Origin of the sequence: Psychrobacter sp. H7-1 (assembly GCF_904846585.1) — a bacterium.
Classification (GTDB): domain Bacteria; phylum Pseudomonadota; class Gammaproteobacteria; order Pseudomonadales; family Moraxellaceae; genus Psychrobacter; species Psychrobacter raelei.
The window spans coordinates 1-25540 of sequence record NZ_CAJHBH010000043.1; the positions used below are offsets into that span (position 1 = coordinate 1).

18 protein-coding genes and 2 tRNA genes are annotated in these 25540 nt (G+C 45.1%); 14 read left to right on the top strand and 6 right to left on the bottom strand.

The features are described from left to right. Positions 1 to 105: 105 nt before the first annotated feature. Positions 106 to 342, bottom strand: coding sequence for a hypothetical protein (locus JMX92_RS11035; protein WP_201545617.1), 237 nt, complete (start codon positions 340 to 342; stop codon positions 106 to 108). Positions 343 to 597: 255 nt separating this feature from the next. Between JMX92_RS11035 and hemB the strand changes: the two genes are divergently transcribed. Next, positions 598 to 1608, top strand: a complete 1011-nt coding sequence (hemB, locus tag JMX92_RS11040; RefSeq protein ID WP_155587642.1) for a porphobilinogen synthase — start codon at positions 598 to 600, stop codon at positions 1606 to 1608. Positions 1609 to 1716: 108 nt separating this feature from the next. Here hemB and JMX92_RS11045 read toward each other — a convergent pair whose 3' ends face one another. Further along, the gene (locus JMX92_RS11045; protein WP_201545620.1) at positions 1717 to 2346 is read right to left on the bottom strand and encodes an OmpW/AlkL family protein; all 630 of its coding nucleotides are present in this window, start codon (positions 2344 to 2346) and stop codon (positions 1717 to 1719) included. A gap of 409 nt (positions 2347 to 2755) precedes the next feature. Here JMX92_RS11045 and JMX92_RS11050 point away from each other — a divergent pair, with 409 nt between their 5' ends. The 5 genes from JMX92_RS11050 to argB all read left to right on the top strand — a co-directional run bounded on the left by JMX92_RS11050 (position 2756) and on the right by argB (position 9696). Beyond that, the gene (locus JMX92_RS11050) at positions 2756 to 4795 is read left to right on the top strand and encodes a UvrD-helicase domain-containing protein (RefSeq protein ID WP_011961041.1); all 2040 of its coding nucleotides are present in this window, start codon (positions 2756 to 2758) and stop codon (positions 4793 to 4795) included. A 221-nt stretch (positions 4796 to 5016) separates the two neighbouring features. Next, a complete protein-coding gene (gene mgtE / locus JMX92_RS11055) occupies positions 5017 to 6408 on the top strand; it encodes a magnesium transporter (RefSeq protein ID WP_011961042.1) in 1392 nt (463 codons plus the stop codon). Between the two features lie 174 nt (positions 6409 to 6582). After that, positions 6583 to 7047 carry a dUTP diphosphatase gene (dut, locus tag JMX92_RS11060; protein ID WP_011961043.1) on the top strand — a complete coding sequence of 155 codons (465 nt, stop codon included), beginning with the start codon at positions 6583 to 6585 and terminating at the stop codon, positions 7045 to 7047. A 75-nt stretch (positions 7048 to 7122) separates the two neighbouring features. Next, positions 7123 to 8733 (top strand): phosphomannomutase/phosphoglucomutase, encoded by a 1611-nt coding sequence (locus tag JMX92_RS11065; protein WP_011961044.1) that lies wholly within the window; start codon positions 7123 to 7125, stop codon positions 8731 to 8733. A gap of 51 nt (positions 8734 to 8784) precedes the next feature. Further along, entirely contained in the window at positions 8785 to 9696 is a 912-nt protein-coding gene (argB, locus tag JMX92_RS11070; RefSeq protein WP_011961045.1) for an acetylglutamate kinase, read from the top strand. A gap of 135 nt (positions 9697 to 9831) precedes the next feature. Here argB and JMX92_RS11075 read toward each other — a convergent pair whose 3' ends face one another. Continuing rightward, a complete protein-coding gene (locus tag JMX92_RS11075) occupies positions 9832 to 10197 on the bottom strand; it encodes an arsenate reductase (protein WP_201545623.1) in 366 nt (121 codons plus the stop codon). Between the two features lie 262 nt (positions 10198 to 10459). On the opposite strand from JMX92_RS11075, the gene leuS reads away from it, so the two are divergent. The 7 genes from leuS (at position 10460) to JMX92_RS11110 (ending at position 19430) form a co-directional block, all read left to right on the top strand. Further along, complete coding sequence (gene leuS / locus JMX92_RS11080) at positions 10460 to 13117, top strand: leucine--tRNA ligase (protein ID WP_201545624.1); 2658 nt, start codon at positions 10460 to 10462, stop codon at positions 13115 to 13117. Positions 13118 to 13120: 3 nt separating this feature from the next. After that, the gene (locus tag JMX92_RS11085) at positions 13121 to 13810 is read left to right on the top strand and encodes a hypothetical protein (RefSeq protein ID WP_201545626.1); all 690 of its coding nucleotides are present in this window, start codon (positions 13121 to 13123) and stop codon (positions 13808 to 13810) included. Between the two features lie 3 nt (positions 13811 to 13813). Then, a complete protein-coding gene (gene holA / locus JMX92_RS11090; protein ID WP_201545628.1) occupies positions 13814 to 14881 on the top strand; it encodes a DNA polymerase III subunit delta in 1068 nt (355 codons plus the stop codon). Positions 14882 to 15150: 269 nt separating this feature from the next. After that, complete coding sequence (locus JMX92_RS11095; protein WP_011961050.1) at positions 15151 to 16545, top strand: efflux RND transporter periplasmic adaptor subunit; 1395 nt, start codon at positions 15151 to 15153, stop codon at positions 16543 to 16545. Between the two features lie 289 nt (positions 16546 to 16834). Beyond that, positions 16835 to 18844, top strand: a complete 2010-nt coding sequence (locus JMX92_RS11100; RefSeq protein ID WP_201545634.1) for a MacB family efflux pump subunit — start codon at positions 16835 to 16837, stop codon at positions 18842 to 18844. A 181-nt stretch (positions 18845 to 19025) separates the two neighbouring features. Then, positions 19026 to 19101: transfer RNA gene (locus JMX92_RS11105), tRNA-Lys, on the top strand. Between the two features lie 253 nt (positions 19102 to 19354). Next, positions 19355 to 19430 (top strand) — tRNA-Lys (locus JMX92_RS11110). Positions 19431 to 19622: 192 nt separating this feature from the next. On the opposite strand, the gene JMX92_RS11115 is transcribed toward JMX92_RS11110, so the two are convergent. From JMX92_RS11115 to JMX92_RS11125, 3 genes are all read right to left on the bottom strand, one after another. Next, complete coding sequence (locus JMX92_RS11115; protein WP_201545630.1) at positions 19623 to 20411, bottom strand: MBL fold metallo-hydrolase; 789 nt, start codon at positions 20409 to 20411, stop codon at positions 19623 to 19625. Positions 20412 to 20578: 167 nt separating this feature from the next. After that, positions 20579 to 22666, bottom strand: coding sequence for a catalase (locus tag JMX92_RS11120; protein ID WP_011961053.1), 2088 nt, complete (start codon positions 22664 to 22666; stop codon positions 20579 to 20581). A gap of 298 nt (positions 22667 to 22964) precedes the next feature. Beyond that, entirely contained in the window at positions 22965 to 23489 is a 525-nt protein-coding gene (locus JMX92_RS11125; RefSeq protein ID WP_011961054.1) for a DUF2726 domain-containing protein, read from the bottom strand. 362 nt (positions 23490 to 23851) lie between these two features. On the opposite strand from JMX92_RS11125, the gene JMX92_RS11130 reads away from it, so the two are divergent. Continuing rightward, a complete protein-coding gene (locus tag JMX92_RS11130; RefSeq protein WP_201545632.1) occupies positions 23852 to 25180 on the top strand; it encodes a tyrosine-type recombinase/integrase in 1329 nt (442 codons plus the stop codon). Positions 25181 to 25540: the final 360 nt, after the last annotated feature.

Consider the following 25540-nt stretch of genomic DNA (forward strand, 5'->3'; position numbering starts at 1 on the left):
CTCATGCCTTGTTGTTCGACACTTTTAATCACTTGAGCTCGAAAGTCTGCTGAATAAGTCATAATCTTTTTACTTTTCATTTATTTTAAAACTACTGTACCACTTTTATAAAGGCTCTACTATAGCATGATACGAGAACAGCCCTAAGCCGCCCAGCGCGGTCATTTCCAAAAAACGTCTGCGATTTAAAGGGGCTGTCTGAACAGATTTAGCGTGTATATCCACTGCTTTAAGCTTGGCAGGTATCTGTGCTTGGTCTTGCACAGCTTGCTTTTTTAGTCGTTTGGCCGTGTGCTGTTGCACAGATTGATCGACAGTGACTAAAATCGTGTTTTTATTCATGACACCCTCAATTTTCACAAAATTGCGCCCATTATATAGTCTGATAAACGTTCGGTCATAACTTGTATCATTTCTTGAACCCAAAATATACCGACAGCTGCGTTATAATAGCGACTGGGATAGCTAATTTAAGAAATATAACAACGATCTATAACACCCTTATTCTGCTTTTGATCCCTAAAGACCTACTTTAGGTCACTTAATGTCTACCCTACCCTCCCATTTCTTAATTCGTTAAAGTTATTAGGACTTATTATGAGTTATACATTTAATCGCACTTTTCCTCATACCCGCTTACGCCGCTTACGCGTCCATGACAATGTGCGAGCCATGATTCGTGAAGTTGAGCTGCATCCCAAACATCTCATTGCCCCTGTTTTCGTCTTAGAAGGTGAAAACCAGCGTGAAGCTGTGGCCAGTATGCCAGGTGTGGATCGTTTATCTATTGATCTGCTGGTGCAATATGCCAAAGAGTTATTGGCTGAGGGAGTCACTACCGTAGATATCTTCCCTGTTATCGATGCCAGCTTGAAGACAGAAGATGGCCGTGAAGCGGCTAATCCAGATGGCTTAACTTGCCGTGCCGTACGGGCACTAAAAAAAGAAGTGCCTGAGATGGTGGTGATGACCGATGTGGCATTAGACCCTTATACCACCCATGGTCAAGATGGCCTATTAGATGAGTCAGGCTATGTGGTCAATGATGAAACTGTGGAGGTTCTGGTTGAGCAAACACTGGCACACGCCCGTGCTGGTGCAGATATCATCTCACCAAGTGATATGATGGATGGCCGTATACTGGCTATGCGTGAAGCATTGGAAGAAGAAGGCTTTGTGAATACAGCACTTATGGCTTATTCTGCCAAATACGCGTCTGCTTATTATGGCCCTTTCCGTGACGCTGTAGGCAGTGCTGGCAATCTAAAAGGCGGTCATAAGAAGCAGTATCAAATGGACTTTGGTAACCGCGCGGAAGCCTTGCATGAAGTAGCAATGGACATCAATGAGGGCGCTGATATGGTAATGATTAAACCCGGTCAGCCATATTTAGATTTGATACGTGAGGTAAAAGATACCTTTGGCGTCCCTACTTTCGCTTATCAAGTATCGGGTGAATATGCGATGCATATGGCGGCCATTCAAAACGGCTGGCTTACCGATTCGGTTATTTTAGAGTCATTAATGGGCTTTAGGCGGGCAGGCGCTGATGGCATCTTAACTTATTTTGCGCTAGAAGCTGCCAAACAGCTCAACGCTTTAAAATAAGTAGTTTTGATTTGATGTAAAAAACCCCCGTATCTGATTGGATACGGGGGTTTTTATTTCAGGCGGCTTATTTTAAGCCAACTTTATTAATAAGCTAGACAGGCTAGATTAGAAACGTTGTACGTAAGAGATGCCATATACCCATGGATTGATCTTCACTTTACCGATATCATCATTGTTTAGTTTTACGTCTGGCTCAAGATCAATATAACGGGCATCGATACGTACCGCATCAGTAGGATTGATTTTAAAATCAACACCGACATGACCTGCCACACCCCAGCTGTCTTTAATTTCTAAATCAGCGTTTGGCATACTAATTCTTTCTTTAAAGAAGGTGGTGTAGTTGGCACCCACACCAATAAAAGGCTTAACATTGCTGTTCAAGTTATCAAAGTGATACTGTAGTGATAACGTGGGTGGTAACTGCTGAGTTTTGGCTTTAATGACGCTACCGTCTGCCGCTTTTAGATCGATATCATGATGAAACGGAATAGCAGCTAATAACTCAACACCAACGTTATCGGCGACAAAGTACTCACCGGTGATGGTTGGACGTACGTCTGTATCTACTTCAGTTTTAAGAGCACCATTTAAAAGAGTACCATTATTACTTTCTGGATCTACATATGCTGCACCCACACCCACGGTCCAAGTGCCTGCTGTTTCTGCCATTGCAGAGCTCATGCCTAAAGTAGCAGCTAGGGCAGCTAAAAGTAATGCTTGACGTTTAATCATCGTGTCCTCAACTTATGTTGTTTAAGTGCTGGGTAAAATGCTCAATTTATTAAATATATCAATGCGTCTCTTCATTGAAAGCCAAGCGTTAGATTGTTTCTCTACTCTAACGTCATGGTTTTATTATATTACATATCCGCATAACTAGTAAGGTTATTTTGATAAAAATTTCGACTTTATAGTCGCTTTTTAGACATTTATAGTGGTTGCTAAAATTTATAAAGTAGTTGCTAAAACTTATAAAAGGGTATTTAGCCTGCTAATGCCAAAATCCTTGCTCTGCATTTGGGGGATAGCTGTTGTAGCGGGTCTCAAAGCAGTTGTGATTTCATATTGAACCCCTATAATAACCAGTCTGCCCATTGAGTCGGCAGTCCCCTCTAGTGATAAGACAATAAAAAGGTGCACCATGAGTAAGCTTAACCCCAAACAACAAGAGGCCATGACTTATGTGTCCGGTCCCCTCCTCGTTTTAGCGGGTGCAGGCTCAGGTAAAACATCGGTTATTACCCGAAAAATTGCTTATCTCATCGAGCAGTGCAATATACCTGCTGAACGCATTACTGCAGTGACCTTTACCAATAAGGCTGCGCGTGAAATGAAGGCGCGTGTCACCTCACTGATGCCAAAAGAGAAGACCCGCGGTCTAACTGTGTCTACGTTCCACCAATTTGGGTTGCAGTTTTTGCGTTATGAGCTGCTGCACACGCCTCTCAAAGGCAACTTCTCTATCATGGATGCCGATGACAGTAAGCGGCTGCTGATGGAGTTGATGATGCGTGATAACTTATCGGGTGCTGAGAGTCGTGAATTGGTCGGCAAAGCAATTAAGTTTATTTCAGACTGGAAGAATGATCTTATTGAGCCGGATAAAGCAATGGAGACCCTCGATGATCCTGAGGATATGATTTTTGCCACGCTTTATGCCTTATATGAGCGCAATCTGCGGGCTTATAACGCCGTTGATTTCGATGACTTGATTGTGTTGCCAGCCAAAATCTTACGTGAAAACCCCCAGCTGCGCGACAAGTGGCAGAACCGAATTAGATATCTGCTGGTGGATGAGTATCAAGATACCAATACTGCTCAGTACGAATTGATTAAACTGATTGTCGGCCCAACTGGCAAGTTTACTGTGGTGGGTGATGATGACCAATCTATTTATGCTTGGCGCGGCGCCCGTCCCGAGAACATGGCGCTATTAAAAGAGGATTTCCCTAAGCTTAAAGTGATTAAGCTTGAGCAAAACTACCGCTCGACCAACCGTATTTTGAATGCTGCCAACACCGTCATTATGAACAACGAGCATTTGTTTGAAAAAGCGCTGTGGTCGGATAAAGGGCAAGGCGAGAAAATTCGTATTATTAACTGCCGCAACGATGATGATGAATCAGAGCGCGTGGCCAAAGAGATTATTACTCACAAATTGCGCCATGGTAATGAATGGGAGCAGTATGCCGTCTTGTACCGCAGTAACTTTCAGGCACGTATGTTAGAGGCGCAGCTGCGTCAATTACAGATACCTTATAAGCTCTCAGGCGGCCAATCTTTCTTCGCCCGTAGCGAGATTAAAGATGTGATGGGTTATTTGCGCCTTATTTTAAACCCAGAAGATGACAGTGCCTTTTTGCGCATTGTGAATACGCCCAAACGTGGTCTGGGCCCAGCCACACTAGAGAAGTTGGGACTGTTCTCTCAAGAGCACAGCATCTCTTTATTGGCCTCTTGTACCCATGGCGGCTTATCACATGTATTGCCCATTAAGGCTTATAGTACTTTAAAAGAGTTTGGTGACTTTATCGAGCACTATACCCGTGAGCTGGATCAGCACCCAGATCCGGTGCCTTTGGTGCGTCAAATGATTGATGAGACCGGTTATATTGACTTTGTGCGCAGCGACTCAAAAACGCCGCATCAGGAAAAAGGGCGCCTAGACAATATTGAAGTGCTCTACACCAGTATCCAAGCACTTATCAACCGTGCAGAAGATGACGATGACAAAACCATTGATGCGGTAATTCGCAAATTGGTATTACTAGACATGCTCGAGCAGCAGCAAGAAGAAGAGAACACCAACAAAGTAAACCTCATGACCCTGCATGCTGCCAAAGGGCTAGAGTTTGACTTCGTGTATATTATGGGGCTTGAGGAAGAGCTGCTGCCCCACCGCAACTCTATCATTGCTGAGACCATTGAGGAGGAGCGCCGCTTGATGTACGTCGGCATCACCCGTGCCCGCCGTGAGCTAACCCTAACCTTGGCTGCACAGCGCCGTGGTGGTGGTCAAATGCGCACTACGACCCAAAGCCGCTTTTTAGAAGAGCTGCCTGAGGAGCATTTAGACTGGCCCGCCAATGCCAAAAAGAAAAAGGCTGAGCGTGATCCTACTGTGGTGGCCAATGAGTATATGTCTAATATTAAGGCGCTGCTAAAAAGAAAAAACCAATAGCAGGCAGGTGATGACGTCAGACTGACATCAAATCACAGATTGGCCATGCAAAACCCTAAAAATATTAGTAAAATAAACCAAAAATGGCAGGATGCACTCCTGTCATTTTTGTTTTTACAGTTTTAACAGGCTTATCCTATATAGATACTTTGTCTTTATAAAGCCCAATAAAAACGGTATACCATCCCTCTCCCACCTCATCAAGCAATCTAAGGGCACCTATGACCAGTCAAAGCGAGAACCCCGTCAAACAAGATACCCTACCAGAGAGCTATGATCGTGCTGAAGATAAGCTGATTTATCTACAGAGGCTGGTGGCAGACAAAGATTTGTCTACCATGGCTGAGTTCTTAAACGACCAGTCTGAGTATGAAATTGCCAGTCTATTAGAATCCTTCCCTCACGACTCGCGCCAATTGATTTGGGAGCAAGTGCCTGTTGATCTTAAAGGCCAGGTACTGGCTGAAGTGGTCGATGACATTCGCCCCTCCTTGATGGAAAACATGCAAGCAGAAGAAATTGAGACGCTTGCTGAAGATCTAGATGCTCAAGACATTGCTGAGATTCTAGATACCGTTGATGACAAGGTGCGCTCGGAGGTGATGTCTAATCTTGATGAGGAAATTCGCCAGCAAGTCAGCCAGCTAAATACCTATGAAGAGTATGAAGTCGGTGACTATATGGACCCCGATACCATTCAGATTCAAGGCAATATTACGCTTGAGGAAGTCCAAAACTGGCTGCGTCAAGATGAGGACCTGCTCGATGATGAAACCCAAGAACTTATCGTGGTCGATGCCAGCCATCAGTTGTTAGGCTTATTAAGCTTGGTGGATTTAATTAAATATCCGCAGCAATCTTTAGTTGAGCAGTGGATTGATCCAGCCATCACCATCAATGACCGAATGGACATTCAAGATGCTGCTGCAGTATTTCGCTCCTCAGATATCCGCTATGCACCCGTGGTTAATAGCTTTGGTGAATTGGTCGGTCAGCTTAATGCCGAGGACATCATGGAGATTATTCAAGATGATGTCGACAGCACCATGAAGCACTTAGCGGGTGTGAGTGATGACGAAGAGCTGTTTGCCCCTATTTTGCGCAGTGCCAAAAGCCGTAGCGTTTGGTTGGGGATTAACTTATTAACTGCGCTGCTTGCTGCTGCGGTGATCGGGCAATTTGAAGAAGTATTGGCGCAAGTCGTTGCTTTGGCGGTATTGATGCCGGTAGTGGCCAGTATGGGCGGGATCTCTGGTAGCCAAACCCTCACTGTGGTTATCCGCGGCCTAGCCATGGGCCAAATCGGGGGCTCAAACCGCTTATGGCTAATGAATAAAGAGCTGTGGGTGGGCGCTATTAACGGGGTCATTTGGGCGGTGATTATGGCCGCTATCGCTCAGCTTTGGTTCCATGACCCTAAGATTAGCTTGGTTATCGGCTGCGCCATTGCCATTAATATGACTGCTGCCAATGTAGCAGGGATTGGCATTCCGCTATTTTTAAAGCGCTTAGATATTGACCCTGCGCTCTCAGCCTCAGTTATCTTAACCACAGTCACTGACATTGTCGGCTTTATGTCGTTCTTAGGACTGGCCAGCTTGCTTATTTTATAAGCCAACTGCCTTTTTAAGCTCTGTCATATTATACGCCCATTCATATCAGGCTAAGCCCCTCTATGTTAGGGTTGCTTTTTTGTGTCTATAGATTAGACTAATTGCGCTTTAACTCAACTGCTCAGTGCCGCCATAGGCAAATTACCCAAACATAAAATAGATAACGGATAAGTTATGAACGCTGTACAAGTTAAAATTTTAAACCCAAAAATTGGTACTGATGCTAATTTTCCTATGCCTACTCGTGCCACCGATGGCTCAGCCGGTATCGACTTACGTGCTTGTATCGATGAGCCTATTACCATTAAAGCGGGCGAAACTAAATTAATTGGTACCGGTATGGCCATCTATATCGCTGACCCCAATTATGCCGGTATTATCCTACCACGCTCAGGCTTAGGTCATAAGCACGGTATCGTTTTGGGCAATCTTGTGGGCCTAATTGATGCCGATTATCAAGGGGAGCTGATGGTGAGTGTATGGAATCGCAGCGATACAGATTTTGTACTCAATCCTGCTGAGCGTATGGCGCAATACATGGTAGTGCCCGTAGTACGTCCAAGCTTTCAAGTGGTCGAAGAATTTAATGAATTAAGTGCTCGTGGTGCCGGCGGCTTTGGTCATTCGGGTCGTCAGTAAGCCAGTTTTATTTGTATTTGTTAAAAAAATATAAGATGATGAGACAGAAAAGCAATTCTGTTGGAGCCGTCCCTTTTGCCCAAGACCTCATTTTTAGCACAGCGAGCCTTATTTAAAGCTTACGATATCCGTGGTAATGCTGCTTTATTTACCCCAGATTTTGTTAAAGCACTGGGCCTCGCCTTTGCTCAGGATTTAGCCGAAACTGCCCAGGCGCGCCAGGTGGTCATAGGCTATGATGTGCGTCATGGCAGCAAAAGTATTGCCGAGCAGTTTGTGCAAAGCTTATGCGAGCGAGGCATCGAGGTGATTTGGCTGGGACTTGTGACCACACCTATCATGGCGTTTTGGGCCAATAGATACCAAGGCCATGGGCTTATTGTCACAGCCAGTCATTCTGAGGGTCATATCTTGGGTATTAAATGGCTAATCTCAGGCGAGTCGCCCAGCTATGAGAGGATACAAATGCTGTACCAGCGCTTAATCTCTCAACAGCCGGCCGATGCTAGCACAGCTACGAGCACAAACCCAGCTGCTACCCCCAAAGTCATTGCGCCCAACCAAGTGGGACACACTTATGCCAATAGCGCAGCCATCGCCCTTGACAACATACGTAAGTTTCGCAGCTTAGCGTTAGTGCAGCATTCGCTTAGCCAAAAAACGCCTGACCGCCTTAAGGTGGTTATCGATAGCTTAAATGGTGCCACTGGCCCCTATGTCGCCGCTTTTTTTGAGCCACATCAGAGGTTGTGCGATATTATTTTAATCAATAAAACTCCAGATGGGGACTTCCCTAAGGGCAACCCTGATCCTATGGAGGATAAGCGCCTTACCGAATTAAGTCAGGCGGTGATTGAACATCAAGCTGACTTAGGTTTGGCTTTTGATGGTGATGGGGATCGGCTGATGGTGGTGGACAATCAAGGTCACTGCTTGGCGCCAGACCATCTGTTATATCTGTTGGCGCGCGTCTCTATCGAAGACCACCAACCTGTTGAAGCCTGCCTAAATGCACCTGCACCTATCGTACTGTTTGATGTTAAATGTACCCATCACATGCCGCGGCTTATCACAGCACTAGGAGCTGTGCCGCAAATGAGTAAGACCGGCAGCAGTATCTTGCGCCGTACGCTTCAGACCAAACAAGACAATAATCCTGACCACGCACCCATCTTATTTGCCGGTGAATTGTCGGGACATTTTTTATTCAATGACGGCTATTTTTTATTACATGATGATGCCATGTATGCAGCGCTGCGCCTACTTAATTGGCTACAATATCAAGCGCAACACGCCAAGCCAGCTCAGTTAACTGATATTCTTAAAACTCTGCCGCCCATGGTCAGCACCCCAGATGTGTATTTGCCTCTTGATGCCTATGAAGCGTCACCGCTACAGCAAAATACGCCCTTATTAAATAAGCTGATGGCTCTTTGCGATAAGCTCAGCCAAAGCATTGAGCTGCCTAAAGGTGCGCAGTTGACCTGTATTGATGGCTTGCGTCTAGATTTTGCGCATGGATTTGGGATTATTAGACCCTCCAATACCAGTAACAGCTTAACCGTACGCTTCGCAGGCGACTCCCTATCTGATTTAAAAAGCGTGCAAGGCTACTTTGTTAAATTGTGTCACTTTATTAATGATGATTTGGCCAAGCAGGTAGCCAACATTCAGATAAAGTCCTAAACTAACCCTAACCACGATTTATCTTTCACTCACAACCCAGACGAGTCAATCATGTCATTAAATCTTGCTCAAGCCAAAACCACTGCTGAAGTCTTAACTACCGCCCTACCATACATTCAGCGATTTGAAGATAAAATCATTGTGGTGAAATATGGCGGCAATGCCATGACTGACCCCGAGCTTGAAAGCTCATTTGCGCGTGATGTGGTGCTGCTAAAAACAGTGGGGCTACATCCGGTGGTGGTGCACGGCGGTGGTCCACAAGTGGACAATCTACTTAAAGAATTGGGCCGTCAATCGGACCGTATCGATGGCATGCGCGTCACCAACAAGTCGACCATGGATGTGGTAGAGATGGTACTTGGCGGCAGTGTAAACAAATCTATTGTGAGTCTAATTAACAAGCATGGCGGGCGCGCTATTGGTTTAACCGGAAAAGATGCCAACTTAATCCGTGCCAAAAAGCTACTGATGAGCACAACCGATGCTAATGGCCAAACCAGTGACATTGACTTAGGCTTCGTCGGTGAGGTGGTGAGCGTTAATAAAGATGTGATCATGATGCTGATTGGCTCAAACTTTATTCCAGTGATTGCCCCTATCGGCGTAGATAGCGAGGGCAACAGCTACAACATTAATGCCGATCTTGTGGCGGGCAAAGTGGCTGAGTTTTTGCAGGCTGAGAAGCTGATGCTGCTGACCAACATTAAAGGCGTCATGGACAAATCTGGCAACGTAGTCACCGGACTTACCCCCAAAAAGGTCGATGAAATGATTGAAGATGGTACTATTTCAGGCGGCATGATTCCTAAGATTCAGTGCGCGTTAGATGCGGTACGCGGCGGCGTAAAAAGTGCGGTTATTGTCGATGGTCGTGTGCCCAACGCCACATTGCTTGAAATCTTTACCAATGAGGGGGTCGGTACCCTTATTAGCCGCGACTTAGGGGCGGCGCTCAGCTAATTTAGCCTTGGTCTCACTGTAATAAGTTATGACTGTAAAAGGGTATCACTGTAAAAAAGACGCATCCTTAGACTGCGTCTTTTTTGTGACTTACTTAGCGCGTGTAGACAGATAAAAGCTACGCTTGAGTGCCTATTAATTAAAGGCTGCCTCAAACTCAGCGTCATTAAAACCGCACAATAATACAGACTGCCCGTTATGCTTCCCCTCGACAATGGGGCGTTTAATCATACTGGTGTTGTCTATTAATAGCTCAATGGCTGCCTCAGTACTGGCATCGGCTGCCAATTTTTGTTCATCAAAGAGCTTGCGCCAAGTGGTGCCGCGTTTATTAAGGACTTTATCGATACCCAGCTCATTCACCCAGCGCTGCACAGTGGCGTTATCAATGCCTTGTTTTTTATAATCATGAAACTCATAAGCAACGCCCAGATCATCAAGTTTGCTAAATGCCTTTTTCATAGTACTGCAGGCTTTGATACCATAAATAACAATGGCCATAAGGCTCTCCTTTAAAGTGTTAATGCGATACAGTGATGTTAAAAATAAAGGGGCTTGACTTGCAACCTTTAATTGCAAACACTCAAAATTAGGGTTAAGGGTGGCATAAGCTTAATACTTCATAGCTCACAAAGCCAATATCCGGTTAAAATTGGCGCTTACCATCGCAATTTTGGTCAATTTGCGCTATTCTAGCGTATCTATTTTTGCTTATTATTAATTCTCAAAACCTTCATAAAAAACATCTAACCTAGAGCCTATTATGAGCACTACAGCACCTGAACAAAACAACCCAAACCATTATCACCCTCAAGCCATTGAAGCTGAGCAGCAAGCCAAGTGGGCGGCTGACAAACGCTTCGAGGTGAGCAACGACATCAGTAAAGATGCCAACACCCGCTACATGCTTTCTATGTTTCCCTATCCAAGTGGCAAGCTACACATGGGACATGTGCGTAATTACACCATCTCAGATGTATTAAGCCGTTACTACCGTCTAAAAGGCGATCAGGTTCTACAGCCTATGGGCTGGGATGCCTTTGGTATGCCTGCTGAAAATGCCGCCATTGCCAACCAAGTTGCGCCTGCTAAATGGACCTTCTCCAACATTGATAACATGCGCGCCCAGTTAAAGACTTTGGGTCTATCAATTGACTGGTCACGTGAGTTTGCTACGTGCACCCCTGAGTATTATCGCTGGGAGCAGTGGTTCTTCTTACAACTATACAAAAAAGGCTTAGTATACAAAAAATTGGCCACAGTAAACTGGGATCCCGTCGACAACACAGTATTAGCCAATGAACAAGTGGTTGATGGCAAAGGCTGGCGCAGTGGTGCGCCGGTTGAAAAGCGCGACATTCCTATGTATTACTTCAAGATTACCGACTATGCCGATGAGCTACTAGATGATCTAGACAAGCTTGAAGGCCAGTGGCCAAGCGATGTGATTACTATGCAGCGCAACTGGATTGGTCGCAGCCAAGGTATGGAGGTGCATTTCCCTTACAAAAACAGCGATGACATCAGCACGTTAGATGTGTTCACCACTCGTCCCGATACATTGATGGGTGTGACTTACGTGGCGGTAGCCGCTGAGCACCGTTTGGCCAAATTAGCTGCTGAAAAAGATCCGAAAATTGCTGAGTTTTGTGAGCTGTGCAAAAAAGGCTCTGTGGCAGAAGCCGACCTTGCCAAAGCTGAAAAAATCGGTATGGATACTGGCCTGACTGTTACTCACCCCTTGACCGGTGAAGAAGTGCCGGTATGGGTAGCCAACTATGTGCTTATGAGCTATGGCTCAGGTGCGGTGATGGCAGTTCCTGCTCATGATGAGCGTGATTTCGAGTTTGCCAACAAATACAACCTACCAATCAAAACTGTTATCAAAACACCTGAAGACCACGAAGGCGCTTATACTGAACGTGGGACTTTGGTCAACTCAGGTGAGTTTGATGGTTTGGATTTTGACGGCTCATTTGAAGCAATGTTGGCCAAACTTGAGCCACAAAAGCTGGCCGCTCGTAAGATTCAGTACCGTCTGCGCGACTGGGGCGTGTCTCGTCAGCGCTACTGGGGCTGCCCAATTCCAATGATTAACTGTGAATATTGTGGCAACGTGCCGGTGGACGAAGCTGATCTGCCGATTAAGCTGCCTACCGATGTTGTGCCTGATGGCCGTGGTAACCCATTAAAAAACATCCCTGAATTTGTGAATACCACGTGTCCAAAATGTGGTGGCCCTGCTGAGCGTGAGACCGATACCTTCGATACCTTTATGGAATCAAGCTGGTACTATGCACGCTTTGCCAGCCCCAACGACGACACCCAAATGGTCGAAAAAGCTGCTGCAGATAAGTGGCTGCCGGTAGATCAGTATGTGGGCGGCGTTGAGCACGCGGTTATGCACCTATTATATGCCCGCTTCTATCATAAGCTTATGCGTGATGAGGGCTTGGTCTCAGGCGATGAGCCTTTCAAAAACCTGCTGACCCAAGGCATGGTATTGGCGGGTACTTTGTATCGTGACAATCCTGAAGGGGGCAAGACCTACTACTTCGCTGATGATGTAGAAATCAGCTATGATGATCGTGGCCAGCCCACTCAGGCTATTTTAAAAGCTGACGATCAGCCGGTGACCATTGGTAAAATTGAGAAGATGTCAAAGTCGAAAAACAACGGCGTAGACCCTCAAACCACCATTGATCAGTATGGGGCCGACACCGTGCGTCTATACACCTTATTTGCCGCCCCTGCCGATCAAACTCTTGAGTGGTCAGATGACTCATTAAAAGGCCCTTACAACTTCTTGAAAAAAGTCTGGCGTGAGACACAGTCGCACCTAGAAGCCACCCAAGAGTTAGGCCTACAAGTCGCCAATTTGCCAGCTGCTTCGAGCATTGATGCCAGTCAATTAGACAGCCTAGCCAAAGGCCTTCGCCGTAAGACACACGAAGTAATTACTAAGATTGATAATGACTTGGGTGAGCGCCTGTCATTGAACACGCCGGTTTCAAGCTTAATGGAATTGGCCAATGAAATTGGCACTTTTATCAGCAAAAACCAACAAATTAATGAGCACACTTTGGCAGTACAACATGAAGCCTTAGTCACCTTATTAACCCTATTATCAGTCTATGCACCGCATATTGGTGAGCATTTACTTGAAAAACTAGGCGTAGATACCACTCGCCTACGCTACCCTGAAGCCGATAGCGCCGCCTTAATACAAGACACCATCACCATGGTAGTTCAGGTCAACGGTAAAGTACGAGGTAAGATGGAAGTAGCACCAGGCACTGATGCTGAGTCACTAAAAGCTCAAGCCAAAGCGATTGAGAGTGTGGCCAAATACTTAACAGGCGACATCAAAAAAGAAATCGTGGTGCCCAATAAGCTGGTCAACATTGTAGTGGCAGGTTAACTCATGACTCATTTGGTAACAGCCCCAACTCACAAGCAAAGTGATAAGCATCGTGGTCTATCCACTATGCTTATCACTGCTGTACTGCTGGGCTCACCGCTTTTGCTCAGCAGTTGCGGCTTTCATCTGCGTGGCTACGATGCACCTATGGCCTACTCAGTGGGTAGTACAGTGCTTAATATCAATGAAGATGATATCGTAAGCTTTCGTATCAAGCGCCCCTTAAAGCAGCGCTTGAATGCTGTGGGTATCAATGTGGTCGATGATATTGGCCGCCAGATCAATAGCAGTAATCAGCTTTATACCTCGACCATTAAGGTCAGTAACGTACAGCTTAAACGTTATGAGCTGGTCGGGGTACTGACCGAGGTACGTCTGGTGTTATCAGCCGATGTCATCTACGAGACCTTGAATAATAGCGATGGCGCTTCAAGCGCACCCATGATTGTCAAAAACAAGGTGCAGGTAGAGCGTACTTATCAGTTCGATGAGGCCTCTGTGAGTATTGAGGACAAGCAAGGTGCTCAAATTCAAGATTGGCTGTATGACAACTTATCTCAGCGTATTGCAGATCAATATGTGGCCTTAAGCCTACCTAGGGTAGCGCCTGAAGCGAGCGCTAAACAAAACCCTAAGCCTTTGGTAGTCGCCCCAAAATCTGATGCTAGTACTAATGCCGAGCTTGTCCCTTAAGCCATGCAAGATACCTTTTTAAACGTTTATCCTAAGCTTTTGCTACCTAGCAACATCCGGCCCACCGGACTGTGGTTGGGGCATGGTGATGAGCCCCTGTTACAGCAGTGGCTCATTGATGCCATGCGTATTATTTGGCAGGCTCAAAGCTTAGTGGTCAAACGCGTTGAACTGGTCTCTGCCAAAACGTGGCAAGAGGCGTTAAGCGAGCTTAATAGTTTGTCATTATTCGATGACGCTACGGCGATTATCGTCACTGGCAATCACAAGCCAGATAAGTCGGTGCAAGACGAACTGACTGCTTTTGCCACTGATGCCAACACAGGTAATAACCCAAACAGCGTGTTATGGCTCACCGCCAAAGTCGATAACCGAGCCAAATCGAGCAAGTGGTATCAGCCATTTGCTCAATTAGGTCATGTTATCGATTGCAACTTATACAATGAAAATCAGCGCCAGCAACTGTTGCAGATTCACGCTCATCGCTTTGGCTTAGCTTTGGTGCCAGAAGCGTGGCAGTTTTTAATGATGCAAACAGAGCATCATCTGCTCAGCGCTTATCAAGCCCTTTGGCGCTTATCTTATTTATTCTCACCGCAAATTCCGTCCCAAGCAGAGGGCGAATTGAATGCTCAAAATACCCCTGCCCCGCCTCTGATTACCATAGATGTCGAGGCATTACAAAGCGCGCTGGTCAGTGACGCTCAGTACAGTGTCTTTGATTTGTCGGATGCCATGCTGGCCGGTAATGCAGCACAAGTGGTCAAAATTATTGAGCAGTTAAAATCTACTGAAGAACCTACGCCTTTGGTATTGTGGGCCATCAGCAAAGATATGCGCCTTATCATGCAGCTTATGAGCGGGCAAGATGCACAAAGCCTAGGGATTTGGAGCAGCAAGCAATCGTTATATCACTCTGCTTGTCGTCGCCAAAGCTTACACAGTATTGCAGATTGGCCGGATATCTTGTATCAATGTGACAAAGCAGTTAAAGGCTTGGTGCGTCAGCCAGCTTGGGAGCTAATTTTACAAGCTGCCTTGCGGGTAACCGGCGTTCGGTTGTTTGCTTGAAACATTAGTTATCATAAATCCTGAGGATTTGTACGTTAACATTATCATACCCTCTATCTTTGATACACCTTCCTTGTTTACCTCCTTTATGTCCTCAATCTGATATATTCAATGTACAACTTATTCTGGATAATAGTTTACCTATTATTCAGACATGTTTATGCTGTAACCTTTCTTAAACTTAATGCCATGGTCTTTTTTGACCAGTGCGCTATATTAGGTTATTTAAAATTTAGTAATCCTTTTAAAATCTGGTTCCGGACTGTGTTATGGCCTTCATTTCCAATCAAAAAACTCGAAAGTCTGTTATTAAATGGACCATTATTGCCCTTATTGCGCTCGCTTTGGCTGTCTTAGCTTATAACAAATTTAAACCCAAACAAGAAGAAACCAATTATATTACTGCCACCGCTGAGATGGGTGATGTTGAAAATAACGTCATGGCATCAGGCAAGGTCAAAGCCTTGAATACAGTAGATGTAGGTGCCCAGGTCTCAGGTGAAGTGACTAAGCTATTTGTGGATGTGGGTGATGAGGTCAAAAAAGGCGACTTAATTGCCCAAATCGACCAAGTCACTCAAAAGAACAATCTTTCAAATCAGCAGGCCACCTTAGAGCAAGGCCGCGCCGCGCTTCAAAGTGCTCAAGCAGACTACTATAGTCGCAAAGCAGGATTAGAGAGTGCCCAGGCCGATCTTGCCAGCCGAGAGGCAGACTTAAAACAGGCTCAATCTGATTATGCCAGACTACGTCCACTACTTGCGATGGATGCTATCAGTCAGCAAGAGGTGGAGAATGCCCGTACCACTGTCGAAAAAGCTCAAGCCAGTGTAGCCGCCGCAAAAGCAGCTATTAAAACCGCCCAAGCGGCACTCATTACCGCTCAGTCCAATATCGCAAGCAGTGAAGCTGACGTGCGAAAAGCCCAAACCAACTTAGACACTGCCAGTACAGACTTAGGCTACACCACCATTCGTGCACCCATGGATGGCACCGTCGTGGCTGTGGTCACTGAACAAGGTACAACGGTAAATGCCAATCAAGCGGCACCCACCATCGTCAAATTAGCCGACTTATCAACCGTCCGTATTAATGCGCAAATCTCAGAGGCAGATGTCATTAACGTAAAAGCCGGTATGCCTGTGTACTTTAATACCATCGGTGATCCGGACAAAAAATACGATGCGATCTTAACTGCCGTTGAGCCTGCACCGGAACAAATCAGTGATACCAGCTCCACCGACTCGGCGATTTACTATGTTGGTTATATTGAAGTACCTAACCCCGAGCGTCGTTTTCGTATTGATATGACCGCACAGGTCTATGTGATCATTGATAAGGCCACCAATACCTTGCTTGTACCCTCTGCTGCGATCAAAAAAGGCCCTAACAAAGGCGCTTCTGGGGCAGCAAGATCTAGATCTGGCGCAGGCGGCAACAATAAGCCAGCTTCAGCCGCTCCAGCACCAGTCAAAGGTCCCTATGTGCGCGTGCTTAATGCCGATGGTAGTGTAGAAAATCGTGCGGTCAAAGTAGGTATTGATAACCGAGTCAACGCCCAGATTTTAAGCGGCCTAAAACAAGGAGAGACGGTCATTATTGGTGAAAACTCAGGCGCCAAGGACAGTGGCAAAGGCCAACGTAGTCGCCCACCTGGCATGTAATGATCGACTCAGGCGCTTGGTGTTTATCACCGCTGCTGCCCATTATCTGCCATAAAATGCGCCGATAAGCGTAAGCCATATTCGGCGCAAAGCGGCAAGATATGCGTGGATAACCCACTGACTGTCTTGCCAACGTATTTCACATTACCTGTTAATTTTATCTTTTAAATTGACTTAGGGTATGACCGCTTAGACTGAAGATTTAGCTATGATGACATCCCAGCTACCACCCGCTGACCCGACCTCACACGTGAGCACACCTAAGCCTAAGCCAGGTGCTGTGCCTATCATGCAGGTGTCCAATCTGATACGTGAGTTTGCCGCCGGCGAGCAAACCATTCGCATCTTACATGGCTTAGACCTGACCATTTATCAAGGTGAGATGGTGGCCATTATTGGTCAATCCGGCTCAGGCAAATCGACCTTAATGAATATCTTAGGCTGCTTAGACAAAGCCACTGCTGGCGATTATCTTATCTTTGGTAAATCAGTCAAACAGCTCGATGCCGATGAACTGGCCAAACTACGCCGTGAGCATTTTGGCTTTATCTTTCAGCGCTATCATTTGTTAGGCGATATTGACGCCCGTGATAACGTGGCCGTGCCTGCAGTTTATGCCGGCATGGACAACCAAGTGCGTGCCCAACGTGCCGAGAAGCTGCTGACTGATCTTGGCTTAGGCGATAAGATTCATAACCGCCCCAGTCAGCTTTCAGGTGGTCAGCAGCAGCGGGTCTCTGTGGCACGGGCACTGATGAACGGCGGGGATATTATCCTAGCCGATGAGCCGACCGGTGCTCTCGACAGTAAGTCAGGTAAAGATGTGCTGCAAATCTTACGTGATTTAAATGAGCAAGGTCATACCGTTATTATGGTGACGCATGACCCCTCTATTGCGGATCAAGCTGAGCGGGTCATTGAGTTAAAAGATGGTCATATTATTGCTGATTATCGCAATGAGCATTTTAACCGCTCAAAGGGCATCGATAGCGATCACACTCATAGCTCACATAATCAACCAAGCTTATCTAATGCCTCAGCACAAAGCTCATCTGAGCTGCATAAAAAACAAAAAAGCCGTTTAGGCTCCTTTATCGACCGTTTATCTGAAGCCTTTAGAATGTCTGTACTGGCCATGCGTGCTCATAAAATGCGCACGTTATTGACCATGCTGGGTATTATTATTGGTATCGCCTCTGTGGTATCTGTAGTCGGTCTAGGTCAAGGCTCACAGCAGCAAATCTTATCCAACATTAGCTCTCTTGGTACCAATACCATTACTGTCATCGATGGCTACCCCTATGGCGACCCCAGACGGCGCTATAATGATGATAATCTGACGCCCGATGATGCCAAGGCTGTGGCCAATCAGCCTTACGTGGTTAGTGTGAGCCCGCAGTTAGATGCCAGCGCCAGTGTGCGCTATCGAAATATTCAAGAATCAGCCAGCATCAGTGGTGTGGGTGAAGGCTATTTGGAAGTTACAGGCGAGAAGCTGGCACTTGGTCAAGGCTTCGATGAACAAAGTATCGCGTTACGTACCCAAGACATTATTATCGATGACAATGCCAAAAAAACCTTCTTTGCAGATGTTGATAATCCCATTGGTCAAGTGGTCCTCATTGGCAATGTCCCAGGCCGAGTCATTGGGGTACTTGAGCCTAATGAGGGCGGCTTTAGTCCCTCAAGTGACAGCCCAACGATTTATATGCCTTATACCACGATGATGTCGCGTATCGTGGGTGGCGAACATATTGACCGTTTCGTGGTACTTATCGACAATCAAATCTCAACCAGTGCCGCCGAATCTGCCATCTCAGATCTTATTGAAGGTCGCCATGGTGCCGATGACTTTAGAACCCGTAATTCAGACTCTATCCGTCAGACCATTGAATCCACCACCAACACCATGACACTGCTCATCTCATCTATTGCTATTATCTCGTTAGTGGTCGGTGGTATTGGCGTGATGAATATCATGCTGGTGTCGGTGACTGAGCGTACCAATGAGATCGGCGTGCGCATGGCGGTAGGCGCCCGCCAAAGCGATATCATGCAACAGTTTTTGATTGAAGCGGTACTGGTGTGTGTGCTTGGCGGTGCGCTCGGGGTATTATTGGCCTTTATGATTGGTGAGGCGATTAACAGCTTAGGCTCAGACAGCTTTAGCGTCATATACTCTCCAACCTCTATTGTTGCCGCCTTTATCTGCTCTACTCTTATTGGTGTGGTATTTGGCTTCTTACCAGCACGCAATGCGGCCAAGCTTAACCCTGTGGAAGCTTTGTCACGTGATTAAACCCAAAAAAAGCCAACCACAGTGCATAAAAGCAGATTAATCAAAAAAAATGTGAAAAAATTAATATTTAGGGTTGCATTCTCATTTTTGAGGCGTATAATGTGCTCTCACGTTAAGGGGATACAGTAACCCACTAACGTTACCTATAGCGTTAAAAAGCTTAGCTTTGAGACACTATTTAGGGCCGATAGCTCAGTTGGTAGAGCAGTTGACTTTTAATCAATTGGTCCCGCGTTCGAGTCGCGGTCGGCCCACCAAATTCGAAAATCCCGATTCAACCCCGCTGGTTAATCGGGATTTTTATTTAACTTGGTAGGTTTGCGTATTTTTCGATAACCGCTATTAAAAATTAACTTTTTGATAGAGTTTTCATTTAGATTAATTTTTTGCTTGCATTATCAATTTTTATACGTATAATATGCCACTCTCATTAAGGGGCAACACTTATCCTTAATGTAGAAAGAGGCTTGGGGCATACCCCACTTCACCTTTAGAGCGAACACCTCTTTAGGGCCGATAGCTCAGTTGGTAGAGCAGTTGACTTTTAATCAATTGGTCCCGCGTTCGAGTCGCGGTCGGCCCACCAAATTTAAAAACCCCGATAAATCAGATTTATCGGGGTTTTTCTTTGCGCCTACGTTGCGCCTGAATTTTGTATATTTTTATAGGGTGTTGCCCGCTATTACCCTTGATAGCTTCAGCGGTGTTTAGGCAGAACATTTAGGCTGCAGATGTAGGCATAGGATAACTGTTGTCATATCGCCGTATTACAAGCACCCTATAAGGATGCGCCTAGCCTTTTTACTACCTTACCAACGCCTTTAGGCCATCTAATACCTAGTACATCAAGTAGCTTCATATCTCGAGGCTGATCAGGTACTTTAGCGATTAATTGATCAAAATCTGCTGCACCAATCGCCACCTTGCCATCATGTGCCAAGATAAGCGTATCTAGCGCCAAGTTTTGCACCTTGCTCAACGAGGCTTTATATAAATCGGGGAAATGAATCACCAAGGGCGAGACCAATTTGTTATTGATCTTTAAAACCAAATCTCCGGTGTAAGCTTGCTTGGTATCGGGATGCCACAGCGATATGTCACAACTGGTGTGCCCAGGCGTTTGTAAAATGACCCAATCTTCAAAGCCCACTACTCTATCGCCTTCTTCGGCAATCACATCAGCAGACACGACTGGATTGTACCACTGATTAATAAGCGGCTTTGCTCGGCGGCTGGCCACATAATAGGTCAAGGCCAAGTCTTTTAAATGCTGCTTGCGCCCACTCAAGCCTTTGTACCACGTAGCAGCTTTGGCTGAGGTAACAATCTGACAGCCTGTCTTTTGTCTTAATATTGCAGCGCCGCCTGCATGGTCGGGGTGCATGTGAGTGACTACCACTGTCTTTAGCTGGTGTATGGGCCGCTGTAGGGTATCGGTGATATAAGATAAAATAGTATCTACATCGGCTCGACAACCGGCATCTAATAGCAGCAATTTGTCAGGATAAACGGCAAGGTAGGTGGTCTGAATATAGCCTTTGATACCAACGATCTGTTGTAAACTCATGATTTTCTTATAAATCCAATCGAAAAAGCAGGCTGTATAGTAAACTGCTTGGTCTACGATTTTAAGTGGCCAAGCTGACCGATAAGTTTTACAACAAAAAGCCCAAACATGCATACTGCATATTTGGGCCATCATTGGGTAAGTAACTTCGGTCTCAAATGAGCTGTTTAGGCTAAATCACGCACCTTGGGCTCACGCTCCCACAGACGGGTTTTTGCGTTTTCGATAAAGGCATCTACCTCATCTAATGGGGTAACAAACTCATCTTTTTCAACGGGAAGTTTACTTAAGATGTGCTTCTCGGTAGCTGGGCAGTAGGCAATCGCTTTACAGTGATTATAAGCATCATTGAACCAATCTAGCGCTGAGCTATCTTTAGCAAGCTTTTTGGCAACATCAGGCATGATGATACTTACTACCGCATCAAATAACACAGAAGGTGCCCCAGCGATACGCTCATCGGCTTGAATGCGGGTACCGTCATCAAGTAACGCCTCTTTACTTGGAGCGACTATCTTAACTGTGGCGCCAGCCGCTTTGGCCGCTTTTTCAAACTTACCAATCTGATCTTTGCTTGAGCCTTCACCGACTAAGATGCCAATTTGACGGCCTTGCAAGGTTTTGGGACTAAGACCTATGGTTTGCACAGCAGGCGATTTAGGTAGGTCTTGAATGGGCGCACGTGGCTCAGGCGCTTTGGGTAACTCCATGCCCAGTGCTGTGGCTACTCGGTTTGCCAAGTCTTCATCAATATTAATTAAATGACCCAGCATACGAGTACGGACGTGAGCGGTATCTACTTTACCCAGCTCAAAGGCAAAAGCTGAGGCAATATGCGCCTGTTCTGCCGGCGTCTGGCTACGATAGAACATACGTGGCTGACTGTAGTGGTCTGCAAAGCTTTCGCTACGCACACGGCCTTTAACGCCATCATCTAATTGCTCTGGGAATGAGCTAAAGCCCTGTTTTTCGCTTTCACGAGGCTTACTTGGATCTAAGCTTTGTGGCTCATACATCACGCGGCCTTTAGGCACTTGCATCTGCATATGACCATCTTGCTGCATGTTAGCAAACGGACATTTTGGTGCATTAATGGGCAGTTGCGCAAAGTTAGGTGACCCCAGACGCGACAGCTGAGTATCTAGATAGCTAAACAGACGGCCTTGTAATAATGGGTCATTACTAAAGTCGATACCAGGCGGTAGATGTGAAGGACAAAATGCCACTTGCTCAGTTTCTGCAAAGAAGTTATCTGGATAACGGTTTAAGACCATCTTACCGACGATTTTCACCGGTACCAGTTCTTCTGGAATTAATTTAGTTGCATCTAAGTGGTCAAATGGGAACTGACTTGCTTCTTCTTCTGTGAATAATTGAACACCAAACTCCCATTCAGGATAGTCGCCTGCTTCAATGGCTTCAAATAAGTCACGGCGATTATAATCAGGGTCTGCGCCTGAGATTTTAACGGCCTCATCCCAAGTCAAAGACTGCACGCCTAACTTTGGCTTCCAATGAAAACGAACAAAGGTGCTCTTACCCTCTTTGTTGATCAAGCGATAGGAGTGAATACCAAAGCCTTCCATCATACGTAAACTACGTGGAATGGCACGGTCACTCATCAGCCAAATCAAGTTGTGCATGGTCTCTGGACTCAATGACACAAAATCCCAAAAAGTGTCATGTGCAGACGCTGCTTGGGGGAAGCCGCGATCTGGCTCAGGTTTTACTGCATGAATTAAATCGGGGAACTTAATGGCATCTTGAATAAAGAAAATGGGCATATTATTACCCACAATATCCCAGTTACCCTCTTCGGTGTAGATTTTGACTGCAAAGCCGCGCACATCACGTGGCGTATCTTTTGAGCCTTTGTTACCAGCCACAGTTGAGAAGCGGGTAAATAAAGGCGTCTGTTTACCCGTTTTAGTTAATATTTTTGCAGTGGTGTAGTCTTCTAGCGACTCGGTTAATTCAAAATAGCCATGCGCCCCTGAACCGCGTGCATGCACAATACGCTCTGGAATACGCTCATGGTCAAAATGGGTAATTTTTTCTCGTAAAATGAAGTCTTCTAATAAGGAAGGCCCACGTGGTCCTGCTTTTAATGAGTTTTGATTATCTGATATGGCCACACCTTGCTGGGTGGTTAATACCGCACCGTCTTTATCAGCTCTTTGATGCGTTTCACCGCCTTCACCGACAGCGGGATTCATTTGGGTAGCTGGGTCTTTATGATCAATATTATCTTTCATTATTATATCCTTGCTGGGTGTGTAATTGTTATCGTATTTAATCCAAAAGGCATAGACAACAGGCATTGATTCCAATTAAAAACACGTTAATTTTAAAGGTCTATTCTCTTTATTTGTTGTCTTTAACTGTCACCTTAACGCTTTCATAAATGCTTTTTGTTTTAAAACTTTAAATCCTAGCTTTAGATATAGTAACGAACCGTGTTTAAAGTGCCTGTTTAGATTTGGTTATATATGTATAAGCTACGTTAATAAAATGGTGTAAGGTGGCGAAGGGACTGACTGTCTTCTTTTAGCATCAACGGCTGTACTTACTAATAACCGCTTCAATATCATGACGAATAATAGGCACACTAGGCATACGCTCAGCATGAAATCTTAAAATTGGAATACCAGCACTGGCCAATGCCTTGTCCTTTTTTTCATCTGCCTTAACCCGCGCTGGACTGTCATGAGTCCAATCATCAAGCTCAATGGCCAATAGCGTGGTTTGCGCATCTCGGTCCACCAAGACATAGTCCACACTTTGACGGCAGATACGGTTGAACCAAAAGTTTTTATCACGGCCCGCGTCATCACTGGGCGCAATAATACGTGACAACTGCACTTGGCTAAAAATATGATATTCAGGGACAGCCTTTTGTAATTTGGCAAAGAACAGTACCTCTGTGTCTGTCATAATAGGCATCGGCTCAAAGGGCCAGATGGCCAGCTCGTCGCCTTTGACTGGCTTGGCCTGACTTTTTTGTTGGTCATGGCGGCGCTGACCCAGCATACTTAGTACAATTACTAAAGCCACCACCACCATGATGCCCAAAATCATAAAATCCACGAATACTTCCCTCAAATATAACAAAAACCACTTTCAAAACAGACGGTTATAAATACCAATTCAGGTATTATCGCACTTCTTGACCCAACGCCCCTAACCTTTTATCACAGCCACAAAAAAACACGACATCTGGTGTCACGTTTTTCATAAAACACGCTTTAACACAACCTAACACCATGCAACTGAAATAACCATCAATACTGCCAAACCCCTTGATAATAGGCAGATACAGCTATACTATATCTAACAACATACAACATTATGCTATAATATAAAGCATAATAAATGGCTACCAAGGTGGCTACCAGATATAAAACTGGCTACCAGTTTGGCTACCAACTGAGGGGTTAGGCATGGCTAAAATTGAAATAAAATTAGACTCTCAAATTCAAAAGGCTATTAAAGAAGCTATCAAAGCTCAAAAGACTATTAGCCACCCTATAGCAGGGTTTAAAGGTTTAGAGGTACGCATTAGACCGCATAAGAATGGTTCAGATGCTACTACAGACTTCAGACACCGTTACACCCACCCCATTACAGGCAAACGCCCTTACATGACTTTAGGACAATACCCAGCCCTTAGCCTTGCTGATGCTAAGAGTTATCATAAGGATAATGATAGCCTACTGGCTAAAGGTATAGACCCTATAGAGAATAGAGATGCAGAAAAGCAAAAGAAGCTAACTGAACGTAAAAATACGCTTAATCACTTTGTTACTGAGTGGCTTTATAAGGAAAGCAAAAGAGGTTTAGCCCCTGCTACACATAAGAGCAATGATAGATTAACACAGCCTATTATAGAGCAACTAGGGCATATACCAATAACTCAATTAGATACTCAAACTATATATAACTTTATCAATACAATTTACAAGGTTAGACCTTATAAAGCGGTCAGAGTGCTAGCCTTGCTAGTTTCAATACTTCAGATACCTTTAACTAGTATGCTAATAGAATATAACCCAGCTGCTAACCTAAAAGGTTTATTCCCAATGCCTAAAGCTCGCAACATGCCAGCTATAACAGAGCCTACCCAATTTGCTGAGCTATTAAAAGATATTGATCAGCTAGATGATACTAGCCAGCTTTATAATAAACGTATATTACAGCTACTAGCTTTAACATTTGTTAGGGTCGGTGATTTATGTGCTATGAAATGGTCAGATATAAACTGGCTAACTAAAACTTGGCAATTTGAGCAGCAAAAAGGGGCTAGTAGAAGCGACATGCAACCTAGCCTAGTAGTACCACTAGCACCGCAAGCCTTAGCCATTCTTAGAGAATTAAAAGAGCTTACAGGTGATAATGAATATGTTTTTTATAATGCTAGACGCAAGAAAGCCAGTTACCACAACCCTAGAGAGATTAATAATATTTTAAATAGTGACCTTATGAATGATGGGGATAGCTATTTAGGCATTCACTGCCCCCATGGATTTAGAGCATCTGCTAAGACTATGCTTACTGAGCGTTTAGGCTATGGGCAAATTTACACCGAGTTACAGCTTGGGCATAAAATTCCTGATTTATACGGCAAGGCTTATAACCGCATGGAGGGGCTAGCTGTTAGAACTAAAATGATGCATGAATGGGCTGATTATCTAGACAGGCTCAGAGCTGGCAAGATTGACAATATTATCTATCCTGATTTTAAGCAAACTGAACAAGCTAACCATGGCTAAGAGCCGTTAACCAAATTGCAGGGCTAGGAGTAATTACCCGAACGGCTATTATTTCATGCCTTATATAGCCACCGCTCTGCATCTTTCTATGATTTAAGGCATGATTGTAGTTAAGGCATAATATGCGACAAAAATACTATAAAGATTTTGATAATAAGCAACTATTGAATCTATTATCGACTGATGAATTTTTTAATCTAAATAAAATAGAAAGAAAGGACTTTTATACTCAATGAGCTATGCTGAAGAAACCGTACAAGTAAACTTGGTAAACTAAGCATATTAATCGGAGCTTATCATGGTCAAGAAAATAAGAACCTATAGCACAGAATTTAAAGCTGAAGCCGTTAAGAAGATATC